Origin of the sequence: Mycobacterium innocens (genome assembly GCF_900566055.1) — a bacterium.
In the GTDB taxonomy this organism is placed as follows: domain Bacteria; phylum Actinomycetota; class Actinomycetes; order Mycobacteriales; family Mycobacteriaceae; genus Mycobacterium; species Mycobacterium innocens.
In genome coordinates, this window is sequence record NZ_UPHQ01000040.1 from 24009 (window position 1) to 41898 (window position 17890).

The window sequence follows — 17890 nt, forward strand, 5'->3', positions numbered from 1 at the left end:
GCCGCCAGCGCACAGTCGGCGCCGCCAGTGCACAGTCGGCGCCGCCAGTGCGCACTCGGCGCCGTCGGCCACCAGCGACAAGCCGAGGGGCGCAACGCATTTGTCGCTGACAACCGGGCACAACCAACATCCCAAACCCGTGGAGGCTGATGTGGCTGATGGGAAAGTCGCAGTTGCGTCTGACAACTCGGGGCACTGGAACGGCGCTATACCATTCTCGGGCTTGCTATTCACCAGCGCCGCAACGCCACCCGATCCTCAGGACAGCGTTGCCCGTACGCACACCGTGACGTATGGCAGCGCCAAACCGGCCGAATTCGCCAGCGCCGGATGAGTGGCCAACAACTGACGGACCTGGCCCAGTGTCTTGGTGCGCACCTTCGCCGGTGAGGTGATGCAGTAGGTGCGAGACGCCACCAGGTCGATCAAAGCCTGAGGCGTAAGGTAATTCGTCCATTCGACCTGGAAACGTTCCACGTCGGTGAACGGTTCGGGCAGCGTCGCTTTGTCACGTGTGGGGTCGCCGTCACGCCCGATGATCTGGCCCAATTCGCGGACCCAGCCGAGCCGCTCGTCGCGGGTGTTCCAGACCAAACCCAGCCGCCCGCCGGGCCGCAGCACCCGCGCAACCTCGGGGATGGCGCGCGCGGGATCCACCCAATGCCAGGCCTGAGCCACCAGCACCGCGTCGACGCTGTTGTCCTCCAACGGAATCTCTTCCGCCGTGCCCAGCAGCGCCAACGTATCCGGCAGGGAGGCCCGCAGCACTTCAAGCATTTCGGGAATCGGGTCGACGGCCACCACGTCGAGCCCGCGCTCGACCAGTCGGGTGGTCAGTTTGCCGGTGCCGGCGCCCAGGTCAAGAACGTCGCGGGCGCCGGCCGGCAGCAGCCAGTCGATGGCTTCGGGTGGATAAGAGGGGCGTCCCCGCTCGTAGGCTGCCGCCGCCGAACCGAATGACAGCGACGGGTCCTGGCTGGACCGGGTCACCATGGACGCACGCCTTGATGGTCGGCTTGCTGGTCGGCCAAAAGCAGTGTCTGACGGATCAATTCGCCGACAGCCTCCATTTCGATCAGGAACCCGTCGTGCCCGCAGACCGAGTCGACAACCTGTAGCCCGGCGCAGCCGGGCAGCAACTCGGCCAATTCCTGCTGCAAGCGCAGCGGATAGAGCCGGTCGGAGGTGATACCCCCGACGACGACGGGCACCGGACAGCCGCGCAGCGCCGCGACGACCCCGCCGCGTCCGCGGCCGACGTCGTGGCTGTTGAGGGTCTCGGTCAACACCACATAGCTGCCGGCGTCGAATCGGGACAGCAGCTTGTCCCCCTGGTGTTCCAGGTAGCTCTGTACGGCGTAGCGCCCGCCGTCGGTGGGATCTTCGCCGTCCTGGCCGCGGTTGGCGAACCGGTTGTCGAGTTCGATCTCGCCGCGGTAGGTCAGGTGCGCAACGCGCCGGGCGATCTTCAGCCCCGCCTCGGGCTTGCGGTCCGTGTCGTGGTAGTTGCCGCCCTGCCAATTCGGGTCGGCCTTGATGGCCTCGATCTGGGTTGTCTGGGTGCCGATCTGGTCCGCGGTGGCGCGTGCGCCGACCGCCAGTAGCAGCGCCGAGCGTACCCGGTCGGGGTGGCCGACAATCCATTCCAACGCGCGGGCCCCGCCCATGGACCCGCCGACCACGGCGGCTACCTGGGTGATGCCCAACGCGGCCAGCGCAGCCATATCGGCCTGCACCTGGTCGCGTACCGTGATCGTCGGAAACCTTGAGCCCCAAGGCTTTCCGTCGCGTGCAAGGAAACTGGGCCCGGTTGAGCCGCGGCAACCGCCCAGCACATTGGTGGCCACCGCGCACCAGCGGTCGGTGTCGATCGGCGCGCCCGGTCCGGCGACCCCATCCCACCAGCCGGGGGTGGGGTGCCCCGGTCCGGCGGGCCCGGTGATGTGCGAATCACCGGTGAGCGCGTGCAGCACCACCACCACGTTGTCGCGGGTGGGTGACAACTTGCCCCAACGCTGTACGGCGATGCAGACGTCGTCGATCACCGCCCCGCTTTCCAGGCGTAGCGAGCCGATGTCGACCAAACCGATTTCACCTTCGGCGGGCAGCGTCTGGGTGGGCACCTCGGAGATCGTCACGTCAGAGCCCCTCAGAAGGCAGCCACGGCCTGCGACTCGCCGCTGAACTCGCTGAATTTTCGGGCCGCGGCAAAGCCGAGTTCGAGGTCGGCCAGGATGTCGTCGATACCCTCGATCCCGACGGCTAACCGCACCAACCCCGGGCTGACGCCGGTGGCCAGCTGCTCGGCCGGGCTCAGCTGGGCGTGGGTGGTGGATGCCGGGTGGATTACCAGCGAGCGCACGTCACCGATGTTGGCGACGTGGCTGTGCAGTTTCAGCGCGTTGACGAACGCCTTGCCGGCCTCGACGCCGCCGGCCAGCTCGAAGGACAGGACAGCACCGGTTCCCTTGGGTGCCAGCTTCTTTGCCCGCTCATGCCACGGCGAACGGGGCAGCCCCGCGTAGTTGACCGACAGCACGTCGTCGCGGGCGTCCAGGAACTCGGCCACGCGTTGGGCATTCGCGACGTGCCGCTCAATCCGCAGACTCAGCGTCTCCAGACCCTGCGCGACCAAAAACGCGTTGAACGGCGAGGCCGCCGAACCCAGATCGCGCAGCAGCTGCACCCTGGCCTTGAGGGCGAACGCCGGTGGTCCCAATTCGGCGAAAACCACGCCGTGGTAACTGGGGTCGGGTGTGGTGAATCCGGGGAAGCGGCCCTGCGTCCAGTCGAACGTTCCGCCGTCGACGATCACACCCGCGATCGCGGCGCCGTGTCCGCCGAGGTACTTGGTGGCCGAGTGCACCACGATGTCGGCGCCCTGGGTGAACGGCTGGATCAGGTAGGGCGTGGCGATGGTGTTGTCGACGATCAGCGGTACGCCGTTGCGGTGGGCGACCTCGGCGACCCCCGGGGTGTCCAGGATGTCGATCTGCGGGTTGGAGATGGTCTCGGCGAAAAAGGCTTTGGTGTTCGGCCGGACGGCCGCCTGCCAGGAGTCCAGATCGTCGGGATCCTCGACGAAGCTGACCTCGATGCCCAGCTTCGCCAGCGAATAGTGGAACAGGTTATAGGTGCCCCCGTACAGCCGCGGGCTAGACACGATGTGATCACCCGCGCCGGCCAGGTTCAGGATGGCGAAGGTCTCCGCGGCCTGACCGGAGGACAGGAACAACGCGGCCACCCCGCCCTCGAGGGCCGCGATGCGCTGCTCGACCACATCAGTGGTCGGGTTGCCGATCCGCGTGTAGATGTTGCCGGGCATCTCGAGACCGAACAACGCCGCAGCGTGCGCGGTGTTTTCGAAGGTGTACGAGGTGGTCTGGTAAATCGGCAGCGCCCGCGCATTGGTGGCGGAGTCGGGCTGCTGGCCGGCGTGAATCTGCTTGGTTTCGAACGACCAGTGCGCGGCCGGATCGCCGTCGGTGCTGGTGTTTTCGGCGCTCATAGACGTAACTCCCCGTCAGCTCAGGGGGCCCGTCATGGCGGACCCGCGCTTGCCGTGTAGCCGATTGTGGCTACTCAACCGGGTCATCACCCGGGGCACCCCACCGCGGTTGGAGGGTTGCCGGCCAGCAAGCCGGGGCTTGACGCTGGCGCTCATGACCGATTCGAAGCCTACCGTACGGCGGCTGCTTCATGCCAACTCCGACCTAACTGCGACCCGGTAGAGCGGGTGAACCCGGCTAGTAACCTGGCCACAAGAGCAACCGCTCACCCAAAGCTCACCATGCTGGAGGATTCGGGCCCACATGTCCAGTGACGCCAAGATCAAGGTCAAAGGCCCGTTGGTAGAGCTCGACGGTGACGAGATGACCCGCGTCATCTGGAAGCTGATCAAGGACAAGCTGATACTGCCGCATCTCGACATCAACGTGGAGTATTACGACCTGGGCATCGAAAACCGTGACGAGACGAACGACCAGGTGACCATCGACGCGGCCTATGCCATCAAGCGCCACGGTGTGGGCGTCAAATGCGCGACCATCACCCCCGACGAGGCGCGCGTCCAGGAATTCAACCTGAAGAAGATGTGGCTGTCACCCAACGGAACGATACGAAACATCTTGGGCGGCACCATCTTCCGCGAGCCTATCGTGATCTCGAATGTGCCGCGGCTGGTTCCGGGCTGGACCAAACCAATTGTGATCGGCCGGCACGCTTTCGGCGATCAATACCGCGCGACGAATTTCAAGGTGGAAAAGCCCGGCACCGTCACCCTGACATTCACTCCCGCGGACGGCGGTCAGCCGATCGTCCATGAACTCGTGTCCATTCCCGAAGACGGCGGCGTCGTGATGGGAATGTACAACTTCCGCAAATCCATCCAGGATTTCGCCCGGGCGTCGTTCTCCTACGGCCTGAACGCCAAATGGCCGGTCTATCTGTCGACCAAGAACACCATTCTCAAGGCCTACGACGGCATGTTCAAAGACGAGTTCCAGCGGATCTACGAAACCGAATTCAAGGACAAGTTCGAAGCAGAAGGCCTGACCTACGAGCACCGCCTGATCGACGACATGGTTGCCGCGTGCCTGAAGTGGGAAGGCGGCTACGTCTGGGCGTGCAAGAACTACGACGGCGACGTCCAGTCCGATACCGTCGCGCAGGGCTACGGCTCGCTGGGACTGATGACGTCGGTGCTCATGACCGCCGACGGCAAGACGGTCGAGGCCGAAGCCGCCCACGGCACCGTCACCCGTCATTACCGCCAGTACCAGGCCGGACAGCCCACCTCGACCAATCCGATCGCCTCGATCTTCGCCTGGACCCGCGGGCTGGCCCATCGCGGAAAGCTGGACCACACCCCCGCGGTCGTCGAATTCGCCCAGACACTGGAAGACGTGGTCATCAAGACGGTGGAGAGCGGCAAGATGACCAAGGATCTGGCCATCCTGATCGGCCCCGAGCAGGGCTGGCTCAACAGCGAGGAGTTTCTCGACGCGATTGCGGAGAACCTGGAGAAAAGGCTGGTTGGTTAGACCCGGTTGCTCCCGGCGCGCTGGAGTGTGCGCTCACCGTGGAAGCCGCACACTCGACGGGAACCTGGCTGGTTAGCTCGCCGGCGGATCGACGGCCCGGATGTGCGGGCAGCACTCTTCGATGAAGCTGCTGATCACCTCGGTGATGCGGTCCGGCGCCTCGTACATCGGAACGTGGCCCACGTCCTTGATCACCGTGACGCGGTGGTCGTCGGGCAGGTGGGTGGTGAAGTGCCGGGTGTAGCGGGGTGAGGGGATGATCCGGTCCTTACCGCAGATCACCAGATGCGCCGGGACGGCGTTCTCGGCCAGTTCCCGCAAGCCGTGCATGAGCAGCGCCTTGAGCAGCAGCTGGAAGTAGGCCGGGCAGTGCGCCACGTCGTCGATGATGCCGTGCAGTTCGGCGTCGGTGACCCCGTCCGGTGAGGCGCTGATCGCATAGGTGGCCAGCCGGCGGCTGAACGGCAGCCGCAGCACCCGCTGCCGGAACATCCAGGCGGACACCAGCAGTGGGATACCCAGGATGAACTTGCCGATCACCTCGAACTTGGCTGGGCTCCAGCGGTGCCAACCGCCGGCGGGGGCGATGCCGGTGACGCTGCGTGCCCGCCCGCGCCGCTCCAGCTCGAATGCCACCCAGCCGCCGAGCGAGTTGCCGACGATGTGCGCGGTATCCCAGCCCAGTTCGTCCATCTGGCGCTCGACGTGATCGGCCAGCACCGCCGAGGACAGAAACCAGGTACCGGCACGGGGTCCGCCGTTGTGGCTGGCCATGGTCGGGGCGAAGACCTCGTAACGGCCGGTGTCGGCCAGCCGCCGGGCCACCTTCTCCCATACCGCCTGGGACAGCAGAAACGGGTGGAGCAGCAGGACCGGCTCGCCGGAACCCAGGTGGATCGGTGTACGGGTCGTCATATTTCCGACATTACAAGGTGGTACCGCCGGTATCGCAAGCGTCTCGAATCACCCCGCTGCCCGCGTGACAAGATCAGGGGCATCATGAGCACCCCCACCGGATCCCGCCGGATTTTCTCCGGCGTGCAGCCAACCTCCGATTCGCTTCACCTGGGCAACGCTCTGGGCGCCGTCACCCAGTGGGTTGCGCTGCAGGACGACCATGACGCGTTCTTCTGCGTGGTCGACCTGCACGCGATCACGCTGCCGCAGGATCCGCAGGCGCTGCGTCGCCGGACCCTGATCACCGCCGCGCAGTACCTGGCGCTGGGCATCGATGCCGCGCGCGCCACCATTTTCGTGCAGAGTCACGTCCCCGCCCACAGCCAGTTGGCCTGGGTGCTGGGGTGTTTCACCGGTTTCGGTCAGGCCTCGCGGATGACTCAGTTCAAAGACAAGTCGAGTCGCCAGGGCGCCGAGTCCACCACCGTCGGCCTGTTCACCTACCCGGTCTTGCAGGCCGCCGACGTGCTGGCCTACGACAGCGACCTGGTGCCGGTGGGGGAGGACCAGCGCCAGCACCTGGAGCTGGCACGCGACGTCGCGCAGCGGTTCAACAGCCGCTTCCCGGACACCTTCGTGGTTCCCGATGTGCTCATTCCCAAGATCACCGCCAAGATCTACGACCTGCAGGACCCGACTGCGAAGATGAGCAAGTCGGCCAGCACCGACGCCGGGCTGATCAGCCTGCTCGACGACCCGGCGTTGTCCGCCAAGAAGATTCGTTCGGCGGTGACCGACAGCGAACGCGAGATTCGCTACGACCCGGACGCCAAACCTGGTGTGTCGAATCTGCTCAGCATCCAGTCGGCGGTCACCGGGGTCGGCATCGACACCCTCGTCGACGGCTACGTAGGACGCGGCTACGGCGACCTGAAGAAGGACACCGCAGAGGCCGTCGTCGCCTACGTCAGCCCTATCAAGGCCCGGGTCGACGAGCTGACCGCCGACGTGGCCGAGCTCGAGTCCGTGCTGCAGGCCGGTGCCGAGCGCGCTCACGACGTCGCCAGCAAAACCGTGCAACGGGTCTATGAAAGGCTGGGTTTCCTACCGCAACGGGGTAATCACCTGCCATGAGCGAGCAGGGCGAGCCTGGAATCCTTGATCGGCTGCGGGCCCGGTACGGGTGGTTCGACCATGCGATGCGCGCCTACACGCGGTTCAGTGAGCGCCGCGGCGGCTTCTACGCGGCCGGCCTGACGTATTACACGATCTTCGCGTTGTTCCCGTTGCTGATGGTCGGTTTCGCCGTCGTCGGGTTCACCCTGTCGCGCAACGACAAACTGCTGAACATGACCTATGACCGGATCCGGGCCCTGGTTCCGGGGGCCTTCGGTCAGCAGCTGATCGACTTGATGAACTCGGCGATCGATGCGCGGGCGTCGGTCGGCGTCATCGGCCTGGCCACCGCGGCGTGGGCCGGGCTGGGGTGGATGTCACATCTGCGGGTGGCGCTGAGCGAGATGTGGGCGCATCCCGTCGAGTTGGGGAACTACGTGCGTAACAAGCTCTCAGACCTGGCAGCGATGGTCGGGACGTTCGTAGTGACCATGGCGACCATTGCACTCACCGCGTTTAGTTACCTGCGGCCGATGGCGACAGCTTTGAAATGGCTTGGAATCCCGGAGTATTCGGTGCTGGATTGGATCTTCAGGGCGATCTCGGTAGTGCTGTCGGTGGTGGTGTCGTGGCTGTTGTTCACCTGGATGATCGCGCGGCTGCCGCGGCAGTCGGGACGCTTCGTCACCTCGATGCGGGCCGGTTTGATGGCGGCGGTCGGGTTCGAGCTGTTCAAGCAGGTGGGGTCGATCTACCTGCGGATGGTCCTGCGCAGCCCGGCGGGCGCGACGTTCGGGCCGGTGCTGGGTTTGATGGTGTTCGCCTATGTCACTGCCTACCTGGTCCTGTTCGCCACCGCCTGGGCGGCCACCGAAACCGGCGACGACCCGCGTGCCAAACATGTCGATCCGCCGGGCCCCGCGATCATCCGGCCGCGGATACAGGTCGACGAGGGCCTGTCGGCACGCCAGACCGTGGCCGCGGTGGCCACCGGAGCGCTTGGGGCGCTGACGTTTTCACGACTACTGCGCCGGCAACGGTAGTAGCGCCGTTAACTCACCGCGGCGACCAGATCGGCGCCCCAGCCGCTCGGCAGCATCGGCACCCGCGGAGCGGCGGCGAGTCCCTCGCCAGGCAGCACTGCCAACCCCGATGGCTGCGCGACGGCCGCCTTACCGGCGGTCCCGGCAAATCCCCACGTCCCGGCACCCCGGTCGGAAGCCGGCACCGACGCCGGTGTGGCCGCGGGAGCCGGTGCCACCGCCGAGACGGGCCTGACCGCCGGCGCCGTCGCACCACCTGCCGGCAGCCGCACCGGAGCAGACCCACTCCCCATCGCGGAAACCAGCACCGGGTCCGCCGTCTTGAGGTCGTCATCGACCGGCTCGGCGTCCACAGCCAGCTGGCTGCCCACGCAAATGCCGATCGGCAACGCGGTCGCCAACGACGTCGGCACCGCGACCAACGCGCCGGTCAGCACGAACGGCGTTGCGATCACGAGCAACGGCGGGCCAAAGATGAGGCCCAGGATCGCGAAGACGATCGCGTAGGTGAGGATCAGCAGTGGCGTGATGAGCGCGATCACGATCGTGTATGCGACCACGGCAAATAGGAGCTCGAGCAATATCAGAACGATCTGTATCAAGATCACGATGATGATCGGAAGTTCTCCCACCGCGGTGGCGGCGGAAAGGGCGCTGGCCGTGCCGACTCCGGCGCTGAGCAGTACCGGCGCCGGTGCGGTCCGGGGCGCTGACGCCACCGCCGCACCCGCAACGGCCTCGTAGACGCCCATCGTGGTGGCCGCCTGGATCCACATCCGCACATAGTCAGCTTCATTGAGGGCGATCGGGATGGTGTTGATCCCAAAGAAATTCGTCGCCACCAGCACCCCGTGGGTGAGGTGGTTGGCGGCCAATTCCGCCAGCGTCGGCATCGCCGCCAGCGCGCCGGCATAGGCCGTCGCCGCGGCTTCGTGCTGGGTGGCCAGCGCCGCGCTGTCGGCACTGGCCTGGGTCAACCAGGCCACATAAGGCACATGCGCGGCCACATAGCGCTCGGCGCTCGGGCCTTGCCACGCCGCGGCCTGCACCGTGGCCAGTGCTGCGGTGAGTTCTTCTGCGACAGCGGCATATTCGGTGCTCAGCGAGGTCCACGCCGCGGCTGCCGCCAGCAGCGGAGCGGGGCCCGGGCCCGAACTCAGCAACGCCGAATGCACCTCCGGCGGGGAGGCAATCCAGACCGGTGCCGTCATAACGATCCGCCTGATGCGCCCGAGATCAGTTGGGTCTCGGCCGCGGCATCATCGACCCTGGACCGGTGAGGTACTACGCGCAGCGTCACTACCGGCACTCCTTTTGCTGGCGTTCTACTTGCATTCGGCCTACCTGCACGGCAAGGCCGTGGTCGACCACTGCACCGGGGCCTGGCTCACGAGTTCGGAAATATCAAACTCACCCGACACAACTCTTGTCAATTGTTGAGAAACGCTACGGTTGCGTAGGTCGCGGCGAGGGCTCTCACGTTTTCCCGGGTTGCGTCTGCCACGTCCCGTTGCGCATCACCGCGACCACCCGCAGATCGCGGTCCAGGACAACGAGATTGGCGTCAAAGCCGACCCGCAGACTGCCGACGCCCGCCAGCCCGAGCGCGTGGGCCGGGGTTGTCGAGGTCATCTGCACCGCGGCGGCCAGCGCGTGGTCGTCTGGATCCGCTCCGGCCACGCTGCGAAACAGCTGATCCATGGTGGCCGTGCTGCCGGCGATCGTCGACGTCCCGCGCACCCGCGCCACGCCGGCCTCGACGTCGATCGGCACCGAGCCCAGCCGATATGCCCCGTCGCCGGATCCCGCGGCGGCCATCGCGTCAGTGATCAGGGCCACCCGCCCTGGGCCGACGGCCGCGATCACCGTCCGCACCACCGCGGGGTGGAGGTGGACGCCGTCGGCGATCAGTTCGACCGTCACCCGAGGGTCCTCCAGCAAGGCCGGCGCCGGCCCCGGCGCGCGATGGTCCAGCGGCGGCATCGCGTTGAACAGATGGGTGCCCACCGTCGCACCGAGCCCCACGGCGTGCCGAGCCTGTTCGTATGTCGCGTCCGAATGGCCTACTGCCACAACAATATTCGCGCCTAGAAAACGGAGGATCGCCTGGTCCGCGGCGGGCAGCTCGGGGGCCAGCGTCACCATCCGAATGGTGCCGTCGGCGGCGGCCAGCACCGCGTCGATCTCGGCCGGGTCCGGGGCGCGCATCTGAGTTGGGTCATGTGCGCCGCAGCGCGCCGGACTCAACCACGGCCCTTCCAGATGGATGCCGGCGACGGCGCCCGACCGGGTCGCTTCGGCGGCCCGAGCTACCGCGTCGAGCAGCTCGGCTGGCCCGGCGGTGACCAGGCTGGCCAGCATGGTCGTGGTGCCGTGCCGCAGGTGAAAGCCGGCCGCCCGGGCGATGTGCCCGTCGGTGCAGGACGCGCCGCCGCCGCCGTGCACGTGCATGTCGACGAAACCGGGCACCACAACGGAATGGGGGAAATCGACGTCGGCCGGCTGCGGTGGCTGGCCGGCTGCGCAGGCCGAAATCGTCCGGCCCGCTGTTCGTACCCAACCCGGCCGGCATACTCGGCCGTCGATGACGGCGGTGCCGGCACAGACCAGGCTCACCGAGTCTCCGGGGCTTGGGAAGGTTCGGTAGGCCAGTGGCCGCCGTTCTCCCAGTAACGCTGGATCTCCTCGAGCTCGCGGCCCTTGGTCTCCGGCGCATACCCGAGCACCACCACGAAGGCGATCACGGTGAGCGCCCCGAAGAGCGCGAAAACGGCTGCGCCGCCGAGCCAATGCAGCATGGTGAGAAATAGGGCGGCAACGATCGCATTGCCCGTCAGCGTCGAGGTGAGCATCGCGCTCGACCCCATCGACCGCAGCCGGGCGGGGAAGCTTTCGCCGGCGTACACCCAGACCAGCGAGCCGAACCCGAAGTTGAAGCCGACGATGAACAGCAGCACCCCGCCGAATCCGCCGATCAGCCCGCTGCCGGCGCTGTGGGTGAATGTCACGACCAGTACGCCGTCAGCGGCGATCATCATCGCGATGCCCGACAGCAGGACGGGGCGCCGGCCCCACCGGTCAACGGAAAACAGCGAGACGAAGACCGCCGACAATCCGGCCAGCTGCACCAGCGCCGGCAGCCCCAACAACGCGAAATCACCCGTGAAACCCATGGCTGCAAAGATCCGCGGGCTGTAATAGATGATCGCGTTGATCCCGGTGATCTGGACCAGGAAGCCGAGGCTGACCACGAACAAGGTGGCGCGCCGATACGGCGGTCGCAGCATCTCGGAAACCCGTCCGCTGCCTTCGCCGAGAGCGCCGGCCATGCCCGCCAGCTGGGCATCGACGGTGGCCTCGGATTCGATGCGCAGCAGCGCCGTTCGTGCCTCGTCGGCTCGGCCCTTGAGCAGATACCAGCGAGCGGTGTCGGGCAGCCGCGCCAAGAACGGCAGCAGCAGCGTGGCGGGTACCGCCGCGAGCCCCAGGATCCACCGCCAGCCATGCGCGCCGGCCAGCAGGTAACCCACCAGGTAGCCCAGGATGATGCCGCTGAGAATGGCCACCTGATACGCGGTCAGCAACGACCCGCGCACCGCCGCCGGCGCGGATTCGGCCACGTACACCGGAACCACCACCACCGCCACGCCGATCGTCACCCCCAGCAACAGGCGGGCGATCAGCAGCATCGGAAACGACACGGCCGACGCGCCGAGCAGCGCGAACAGCGCGAAGCCGGCGGTGAGCAGCACCGCCGACTTGTTGCGTCCGATAGCGTTGGCCAGCACACCGGCCCCGAGCGCCCCGATGATCTGGCCGATCACCACCGTCGTGGTCAGCAGCTCCTGCTGGCGGGTGGTGAGACCGAACTCCTCGGTGACGAACAGCAGCGCGCCGGCGATGCTGGACAGGTCGTAGCCGTAGATGAGGCCGACGCTGGCCGCGGTGAGCCCGACCTGTATTCCCCGCTGCACCGACAGCTCAGCTCGCCGATACCCGGGCCTTGAGTAAGTCGATGACGCGGTCGGGGTCCTCGGGGGTGATGCATGGTTTGACCCGGCTGCCCACATCGAGGATCAGCAGGGTGTTCTTGCTGCCCCGCCGCACGTCCAGCGGGAACCAGTAGCGCGGGTCGGTCGCGCCCCAGAAGCGGCCCTTGCCCGACGCCCAGCCCATCTGTTCGGTCTTGATGCCCTTGATGTCGTGGTAGGCGATTCGCTTCGAGCCAGCAAAGGGGAAGTAATAGCGGCGGATGGTGATGCCGTCGTCGTCCAGGGTGAGGCCCGCGTCCTCGTACAGGGCAGTCATCTCGCAGAGTTTAGTGCTGAGCGCGGCTGTTCATCGACCGTGCGACCATGATCAACCCGAACACGACGACGGCGCCGATCACCGCCACCCCGACCCGGACCGGCAAAGCGTCGGCCGAAGACATGAGCCCGGCCGCCTGCGACGCATCGGGCTGCCGGTCGCTCGGTTTGTCCTTGCCCGACGCCAGCGCTGGGTCGGGCTCGATCAGCGAACCGATCTGGGTGCCCTGCGGGGTGCTGAAGCCGTAGTCCAGCAGGTGGGCGGCTTGTTCCCACGGCGCGATCGGCTGCCGGGTTCCGTGCAGCAGCACCGCCATCAGGCGGCGGCCGTTGCGGTTGGCCGCGCCGACGAAGGTCTGTCCGGCGTCGTCGGTGTAACCGGTCTTGCCGCCCAGTGCACCCGGGTAGTGGTAGAGCAGCTGGTTGTCGTTTTCCAGTTCGTAGCCGGGATGGTCGCCGTGGCCGGGGAAGTCGTAGCTGCGGGTGGCGACGATGTCGGCGAAAGTGGGGTTGCGCCAGGCGTACCGATAGAACAGCCCGATGTCGTAGGCCGAGGTGCTCATGCCCGGTCCGTCGAGTCCGGACGGCGTCGCCACCCGGGTGTCGCGCCCGCCCAGCTTGGCGGCCAGCACGTTGATCTTTTCCAGCGCCATCTGCATACCGCCGAGTTGGCGGGCCAACGCGTGCGCGGCGTCGTTGCCCGAATGCATCAGCAGGCCGTGCAGCAGCTGGTTGATGGTGTAGCTGCCGCCGGCGTCGACGCCTACCTTGGTGCCCTCGGCGGCCGCGTCGTCGTCGGTCCCGGCGACCGACTTGTTGAGGTTCAGCTCGTTGATCGCGGCCATCGCGACCAGCACCTTGATGATGCTGGCCGGGCGGTGCCGGCCGTGCGGATCGCGGGCGGCGATGACGGCGCCGCTGTCCAGGTCGGCGACCAGCCACGCCTCGGCGGAGACGTCGCCCGGTACCGCCGGGGTGTCCGGTGCGGTGATGATGCCGCAGCCGGCCAGCGCGTTGCCGCCGACCGGTGTCGGGGGCACCGCCAGCGGCAGCGGCGGGTCACCGGCCGTCGGGACTTCCGAGGAGTCCACCGCGGGCGGGGTGGACACCTTGTACGGGCAATTTCCGGCGCCGTTGGCCGCCGCGCTGGGTTCGGCGTGTGCGGTCGGCACAGCGGCCGGCCCCGCTGCCAGGAATACCGCGGCGACCAGGCACGATGCTGCGCGTAAGAGGTACATCGGTGTGCAGATTAGGCGATCGGCGGCCGGATCGCGCGGCGCCGCGCTGTGACTGGTGAGGCGGAAGTTAATAAATACTATTTGACAGTGTCGATTAACTGTATGACACTGTCAAATAGTATGCCGTCACTTCTCACGCTGCCCGAATTCGCCGCGCTGGCCGCCACGGCAGTGCGGGCGTCTGGTGCCGCGCCGGAAAACCGCCAGGCCAAGGCGGTGCCGGCGGAACGGATGATCCGGTACTACACGGCGCGGGGTTTGCTGCCGGGCCCCGGAACCCGGGGGCGCGCGCTAACCTATGGGCGCACTCACCTGCTGCGCCTGGTCGCCGTCAAGCGGCTGCAGGGCAAGGGTTTGTCGCTGGAGGAGATCGGCGACCGGTTGGCCTCGATGTCGCCGGCGGAGCTGGCGTCGCTGGCCGCGGTCCCGGCCGGCGTCATACCGGCTGACCTTGGGGATCCCGAGCCCGCCGCGGAACCATCGCGGGCGGCCGGCCGCTTCTGGCGCGCCGTGCCCCAGACCGCCCCGGCGCCGGCCGCCGCCCCAGCCGTCACCGACGTTCACGCCGTCCGGCTCTCCGACACCGTCACGGTGCTGATCGACGGCCCGCTCCCGGCGCTCGACACCTTGCGGCAGGCCGCCGCGCCGTTGCTGGACCTGCTCGCCGTCACCCGAAAGGACGCCCCATGAGTACGAAATTGCTGCCCCTGATCACCGTCGCACCCGGACCGGGGGGCAGGCCGACGTGCGGCGAGCTCAGCTCGGCGGACGGGCGGCGGCTGCCGTTGCGGGCGATCAGCGTGGACACCGTGGTCGTCGGGATGACCGCGACGTCGACCGTGCGGCAACGTTTCGCCAACACCGGTGAAACCAGCATCGAGGCGACCTACGTGTTCCCGCTGCCGGCCCGCGCGGGTGTCACCGATTTCGTCGCCGATCTGGCCGGGCGGCGGGTGGTCGGCGTGCTCAAGGAGCGCGCCCAGGCCCGCGCCGACTACGAGCAGGCCTTGGCCGTCGGCCAGCGCGCCGCGATCGTGGAGGAGGACCGCTCGGACGTGTTCTCGGTGCGGGTGGGCAATCTCGGGCCGGGCGAGGAAGCCGCTATCGAGATGCGGCTGACCGGCCCGCTGGCGTTCGAGGACGGCGAGGCCACCTTCCGCTTCCCGCTCGTCGTCGCCCCGCGCTACACCACCGGAACCCCGCTGCCCGGTGACCAGACCGGTCCGGGTTGGGCGCGCGACACCGACGCGGTGCCCGACGCGTCGCGGGTGACCCCACCGCAGCTTGCGGAGGCCGACGAGCGCCCCGACGTGCAGATCTCGGTGAGCGTCGACGGCGGCGGCCTGCCTGTCGCCGACCTGCGGTCCTCGCTTCCGACTAGCGTTCTGGAAGCCTCCGCCGACGGGCTGACCCGGCTGCGGCTGGAGCCGGGCGGCCGCGCCGACCGTGATTTCGTGCTGCGGTTCCGTGTCGACCGCGGCGAGCTGTCGTCGTCGGCGCTGCTGGTCCCGGATGCCGACGGTGATGAAGGCACCTGGTCGGTCACCGTGGTGCCGCCCGCGCAGCCGTCCAGCGCCGCGCGCGACGTCGTCGTGGTGCTGGATCGCTCGGGGTCGATGGGCGGCTGGAAGATGGTCGCCGCCCGGCGAGCGGCAGGACGCATTGTGGACATGCTCGACACCGTCGACCGGTTCTGCGTGCTGGCCTTCGACGACCGGATCGATACGCCGCCGGAGATGGCGCCGGGGTTGCTCACCGGTTCGGATCAGAACCGGTTCGCGGCGGCGTCCTGGCTGGGCTCGTTGCGCAGCCGGGGCGGGACGGAGATGGCCGAGCCGCTGCATCGGGCCGTGCAGATGCTCGCCGGCTCGGGGGAGGACCGGCAGGCCAGTGTGGTGTTGGTGACCGACGGCCAGATCACCGGGGAGGACCACCTGTTGCGAGCCTTGGCGCCCTCGATCGGGCGAACTCGCATCTACTGCGTGGGCATCGACCGGGCGGTCAACGCCGGCTTCCTGGACCGGCTGGCCCGGCTGGGCCGCGGGCGGGCCGAGCTGGTGGAATCCGAGGCGCGCCTGGACGAGGCGATGTCCAGGCTGGCCCGGACCATCGGACGGCCGGCGCTGACCTCGGTGCGGGTGCGCGCCGACGGTATCGAGATCGTCGACGGCAGCATCACGCCCAGCCGGCTCCCCGACGCCTTCGCCGGGGTGCCCTGCGTGATCTCCGGGCGCTATCGCGGTCCTGCGGTCCCCGATACCGAAGTGACGCTGCGCGTCGGGGCCGACGCCCCCGACGGCCCGTTCCGGGCGGCCCTACCCGCCCGGGTGGCACCGGAAGCTTTTGCGGTGCAGACTATTTGGGCGCGTTCGGTAGTCCGTGACCTGGAGGACGACTACGCGTCGGGTCGCGACTCTGGGGAGCTGGCCGAGCGTCTGGTCGCGCATTCGATCCGGTTCGGGGTGCTGTCGAGGTTCACCGCGTTCGTGGCCATCGATCCCGAACACACCGAGGCCGGCCCGCTCACCGAGGTCGTGCAGCCCGTCGAGCTGCCGTCGGGATGGGTGGCATCGGCCGTGGGCTTCCTGCCGGCCCCGGCAGCGGCTGCGGTGCGCGGTGTCACCGCGATGAAGGACGCCGTACCGCTTGCCGGTGCACCGGCCGCCCGTAAACGTGCCCTCAAGGAACTGCTCAAGCTGCTGGAGAAGGGATTGGCTGGCGGCGACGACTCGGGACTCGACGAGGTTTGTGCGGAACTGATCGTGCATCGCGACGCGGCGACCGATCCCGCGCTGACGGCGGCGCTCACGGTGCTGTGCGACGCACTGACCAGATACCTGTGCAGCCCGACCGAGGAAGGGGCGCAGCAGGTGCGCGAGGCGGTCGGGGCGGTCAAGAAGGTGCTGCCCAAGCGACGGTTCTGGGGTTAGCCGGGTATCCCGCCGAGCACGGCGCGCAGGGTGGCTTCGATGGTGTCGAATTCGGCCTGACCGCTGATCAGCGGTGGCGCCAGCTGGATCACCGGATCGCCGCGGTCGTCGGTGCGGCAATACAGCCCGGCCTCGAACAGCGCCGCGGACACCCGGCTCAGCAGCGATCGGCGTTCCTCGCCGGTGAAGGTTTGCCTGGTCGCCTGGTCTTTGACCAGTTCGATGCTGAAGAAGAAGCCCTCGCCGCGCACATCGCCGACGATCGGCAGGTCGTAGAGCCTTTCCAAGGTGGCTCGCAGTACGGGGGAGTGCTGCTTGACGCGATCGTTGAGGCCCTCGCGCTCGAAGATGTCGAGGTTGGCCAGCGCGACGGCCGTCGACACCGGATGACCGCCGAAGGTGTATCCGTGCGCGAACATCGTCGTGCCGTCGTTGAACGGCTCGAAGACCCGGTCGCTGGCGATCATGGCGCCCAGCGGCGAGTAACCGGAGGTCAGGCCCTTGGCGCAGGTGATCATGTCGGGCAGGTAGCCGAAGTCGTCACAGGCGAACATCGACCCGATCCGCCCGAACGCGCAGATCACCTCGTCGGAGACCAGCAGCACGTCGTATTCGTCGCAGATCTCGCGGACGCGCTGGAAATAGCCCGGCGGCGGCGGGATGGACCCGCCGGCGTTCTGCACCGGTTCCAAGAACACCGCGGCGACGGTGTCCGGGCCTTCGAATTCGATCGCCTCGGCGATCCGGTCGGCGGCCCACCGCCCGAACACCGTGACGTCGGTGACCGGCGCGCGGTAGAAGTTGGTGTTGGGCACCCGGAACCCACCCGGGGTGACCGGCTCGAACGGTGCCTTGTACGCCGGCAGGCCGGTGATCGCCAGCGCGCCCTGGGTGGTGCCGTGGTAGGCGATCGAGCGCGAAATGACCTTGTGTTTCCCGGGTTTGCCGGTGAGCTTGAAGTACTGCTTGGCCACTTTCCAGGCCGTTTCGACGGCCTCGGTGCCGCCGCTGGTGAAGAACACCCGGTTCAGGTCGCCGGGCGCGTAGCGAGCCAGCCGCTCGGAAAGCTCGATCGCCGTCGGGGTGGCATAACCCCACAGCGGGAAGTACGACAGCGTGCCCGCCTGGCGGGCGGCGGTCTCGGCGAGTTCGCCACGGCCGTGACCGACCTGCACCACGAACAGCCCGGACAGCGCGTCGAGGTAGCTTTTGCCGCGGTCGTCGTAGATGGTCACGCCGTCGCCGCGGGTGATGACCGGCGGTGTGATCCCCGCGCCGTGGCGGGCGAAATGTAGCCAGAGGTTGCTCGTCATTTGT

Annotated in this window: 15 protein-coding genes and 1 riboswitch; of the genes, 5 read left to right on the forward strand and 10 right to left on the reverse strand. The window is 67.8% G+C overall.

Annotated elements, in window-relative coordinates; genetic code table 11:
- Positions 1-258 precede the first annotated feature (258 nt).
- The 3 genes from EET03_RS04940 to EET03_RS04950 are packed head-to-tail and all read right to left on the reverse strand — an operon-like array spanning position 259 to position 3508.
- Positions 259-990 (reverse strand): class I SAM-dependent methyltransferase, encoded by a 732-nt coding sequence (locus EET03_RS04940; protein WP_075543105.1) that lies wholly within the window; start codon positions 988-990, stop codon positions 259-261.
- Positions 987-2138, reverse strand: coding sequence for a homoserine O-acetyltransferase MetX (metX, locus tag EET03_RS04945; protein WP_075543077.1), 1152 nt, complete (start codon positions 2136-2138; stop codon positions 987-989). The genes EET03_RS04940 and metX overlap by 4 nt, the downstream gene beginning before the upstream one ends.
- Positions 2139-2149: 11 nt before the next feature.
- Positions 2150-3508, reverse strand: coding sequence for a bifunctional o-acetylhomoserine/o-acetylserine sulfhydrylase (locus EET03_RS04950; RefSeq protein WP_099193987.1), 1359 nt, complete (start codon positions 3506-3508; stop codon positions 2150-2152).
- 40 nt (positions 3509-3548) lie between these two features.
- Positions 3549-3668, reverse strand: a riboswitch (SAM riboswitch).
- Positions 3669-3812: 144 nt separating this feature from the next.
- Here EET03_RS04950 and EET03_RS04955 point away from each other — a divergent pair.
- Positions 3813-5042, forward strand: coding sequence for an NADP-dependent isocitrate dehydrogenase (locus EET03_RS04955; RefSeq protein WP_099193988.1), 1230 nt, complete (start codon positions 3813-3815; stop codon positions 5040-5042).
- A 72-nt stretch (positions 5043-5114) separates the two neighbouring features.
- Here EET03_RS04955 and EET03_RS04960 read toward each other — a convergent pair whose 3' ends face one another.
- A complete protein-coding gene (locus EET03_RS04960; protein WP_075543080.1) occupies positions 5115-5957 on the reverse strand; it encodes an alpha/beta fold hydrolase in 843 nt (280 codons plus the stop codon).
- Between the two features lie 84 nt (positions 5958-6041).
- On the opposite strand from EET03_RS04960, the gene trpS reads away from it, so the two are divergent.
- Complete coding sequence (trpS, locus tag EET03_RS04965; RefSeq protein ID WP_075543081.1) at positions 6042-7073, forward strand: tryptophan--tRNA ligase; 1032 nt, start codon at positions 6042-6044, stop codon at positions 7071-7073.
- Positions 7070-8098: an inner membrane protein YhjD gene (gene yhjD, locus EET03_RS04970; protein ID WP_075543082.1), complete on the forward strand. Its 1029-nt coding sequence runs from the start codon at positions 7070-7072 to the stop codon at positions 8096-8098. The genes trpS and yhjD overlap by 4 nt, the downstream gene beginning before the upstream one ends.
- Positions 8099-8106: 8 nt before the next feature.
- Here the strand turns inward: yhjD and EET03_RS04975 are convergent, their stop codons facing one another.
- The 5 genes from EET03_RS04975 to dacB1 all read right to left on the reverse strand — a co-directional run bounded on the left by EET03_RS04975 (position 8107) and on the right by dacB1 (position 13643).
- Positions 8107-9309: a PPE family protein gene (locus EET03_RS04975; protein WP_075543083.1), complete on the reverse strand. Its 1203-nt coding sequence runs from the start codon at positions 9307-9309 to the stop codon at positions 8107-8109.
- A gap of 265 nt (positions 9310-9574) precedes the next feature.
- Positions 9575-10714: an N-acetylglucosamine-6-phosphate deacetylase gene (gene nagA, locus EET03_RS04980; protein ID WP_099193989.1), complete on the reverse strand. Its 1140-nt coding sequence runs from the start codon at positions 10712-10714 to the stop codon at positions 9575-9577.
- Positions 10711-12072, reverse strand: a complete 1362-nt coding sequence (locus tag EET03_RS04985) for a sugar porter family MFS transporter (RefSeq protein ID WP_075543085.1) — start codon at positions 12070-12072, stop codon at positions 10711-10713. The genes nagA and EET03_RS04985 overlap by 4 nt, the downstream gene beginning before the upstream one ends.
- A gap of 7 nt (positions 12073-12079) precedes the next feature.
- On the reverse strand, positions 12080-12406 hold the full coding sequence (locus EET03_RS04990) for a hypothetical protein (protein ID WP_075543086.1): 327 nt from the start codon (positions 12404-12406) through the stop codon (positions 12080-12082).
- A 10-nt stretch (positions 12407-12416) separates the two neighbouring features.
- Positions 12417-13643, reverse strand: coding sequence for a D-alanyl-D-alanine carboxypeptidase DacB1 (gene dacB1 / locus EET03_RS04995; protein WP_075543087.1), 1227 nt, complete (start codon positions 13641-13643; stop codon positions 12417-12419).
- Positions 13644-13763: 120 nt separating this feature from the next.
- On the opposite strand from dacB1, the gene EET03_RS05000 reads away from it, so the two are divergent.
- Entirely contained in the window at positions 13764-14333 is a 570-nt protein-coding gene (locus EET03_RS05000; RefSeq protein WP_063472142.1) for a helix-turn-helix domain-containing protein, read from the forward strand.
- Positions 14330-16573, forward strand: a complete 2244-nt coding sequence (locus tag EET03_RS05005) for a VIT domain-containing protein (RefSeq protein WP_075543088.1) — start codon at positions 14330-14332, stop codon at positions 16571-16573. The genes EET03_RS05000 and EET03_RS05005 overlap by 4 nt, the downstream gene beginning before the upstream one ends.
- Here the strand turns inward: EET03_RS05005 and EET03_RS05010 are convergent.
- Complete coding sequence (locus tag EET03_RS05010; RefSeq protein ID WP_075543089.1) at positions 16570-17886, reverse strand: aspartate aminotransferase family protein; 1317 nt, start codon at positions 17884-17886, stop codon at positions 16570-16572. The genes EET03_RS05005 and EET03_RS05010 overlap by 4 nt on opposite strands.
- Positions 17887-17890 lie beyond the last annotated feature (4 nt).

Excerpts from the sequence above, each read along its gene's own strand:
- EET03_RS04950 (WP_099193987.1), bottom strand. The coding sequence starts at position 3,508 with ATGAGCGCCGAAAACACCAGCACCGACGGCGATCCGGCCGCGCACTGG.
- EET03_RS04955 (WP_099193988.1), top strand. The coding sequence starts at position 3,813 with ATGTCCAGTGACGCCAAGATCAAGGTCAAAGGCCCGTTGGTAGAGCTC.
- EET03_RS04960 (WP_075543080.1), bottom strand. The coding sequence starts at position 5,957 with ATGACGACCCGTACACCGATCCACCTGGGTTCCGGCGAGCCGGTCCTG.
- trpS (WP_075543081.1), top strand. The coding sequence starts at position 6,042 with ATGAGCACCCCCACCGGATCCCGCCGGATTTTCTCCGGCGTGCAGCCA.
- yhjD (WP_075543082.1), top strand. The coding sequence starts at position 7,070 with ATGAGCGAGCAGGGCGAGCCTGGAATCCTTGATCGGCTGCGGGCCCGG.
- EET03_RS04975 (WP_075543083.1), bottom strand. The coding sequence starts at position 9,309 with ATGACGGCACCGGTCTGGATTGCCTCCCCGCCGGAGGTGCATTCGGCG.
- EET03_RS04990 (WP_075543086.1), bottom strand. The coding sequence starts at position 12,406 with ATGACTGCCCTGTACGAGGACGCGGGCCTCACCCTGGACGACGACGGC.
- dacB1 (WP_075543087.1), bottom strand. The coding sequence starts at position 13,643 with ATGTACCTCTTACGCGCAGCATCGTGCCTGGTCGCCGCGGTATTCCTG.
- EET03_RS05000 (WP_063472142.1), top strand. The coding sequence starts at position 13,764 with ATGCCGTCACTTCTCACGCTGCCCGAATTCGCCGCGCTGGCCGCCACG.
- EET03_RS05005 (WP_075543088.1), top strand. The coding sequence starts at position 14,330 with ATGAGTACGAAATTGCTGCCCCTGATCACCGTCGCACCCGGACCGGGG.
- EET03_RS05010 (WP_075543089.1), bottom strand. The coding sequence starts at position 17,886 with ATGACGAGCAACCTCTGGCTACATTTCGCCCGCCACGGCGCGGGGATC.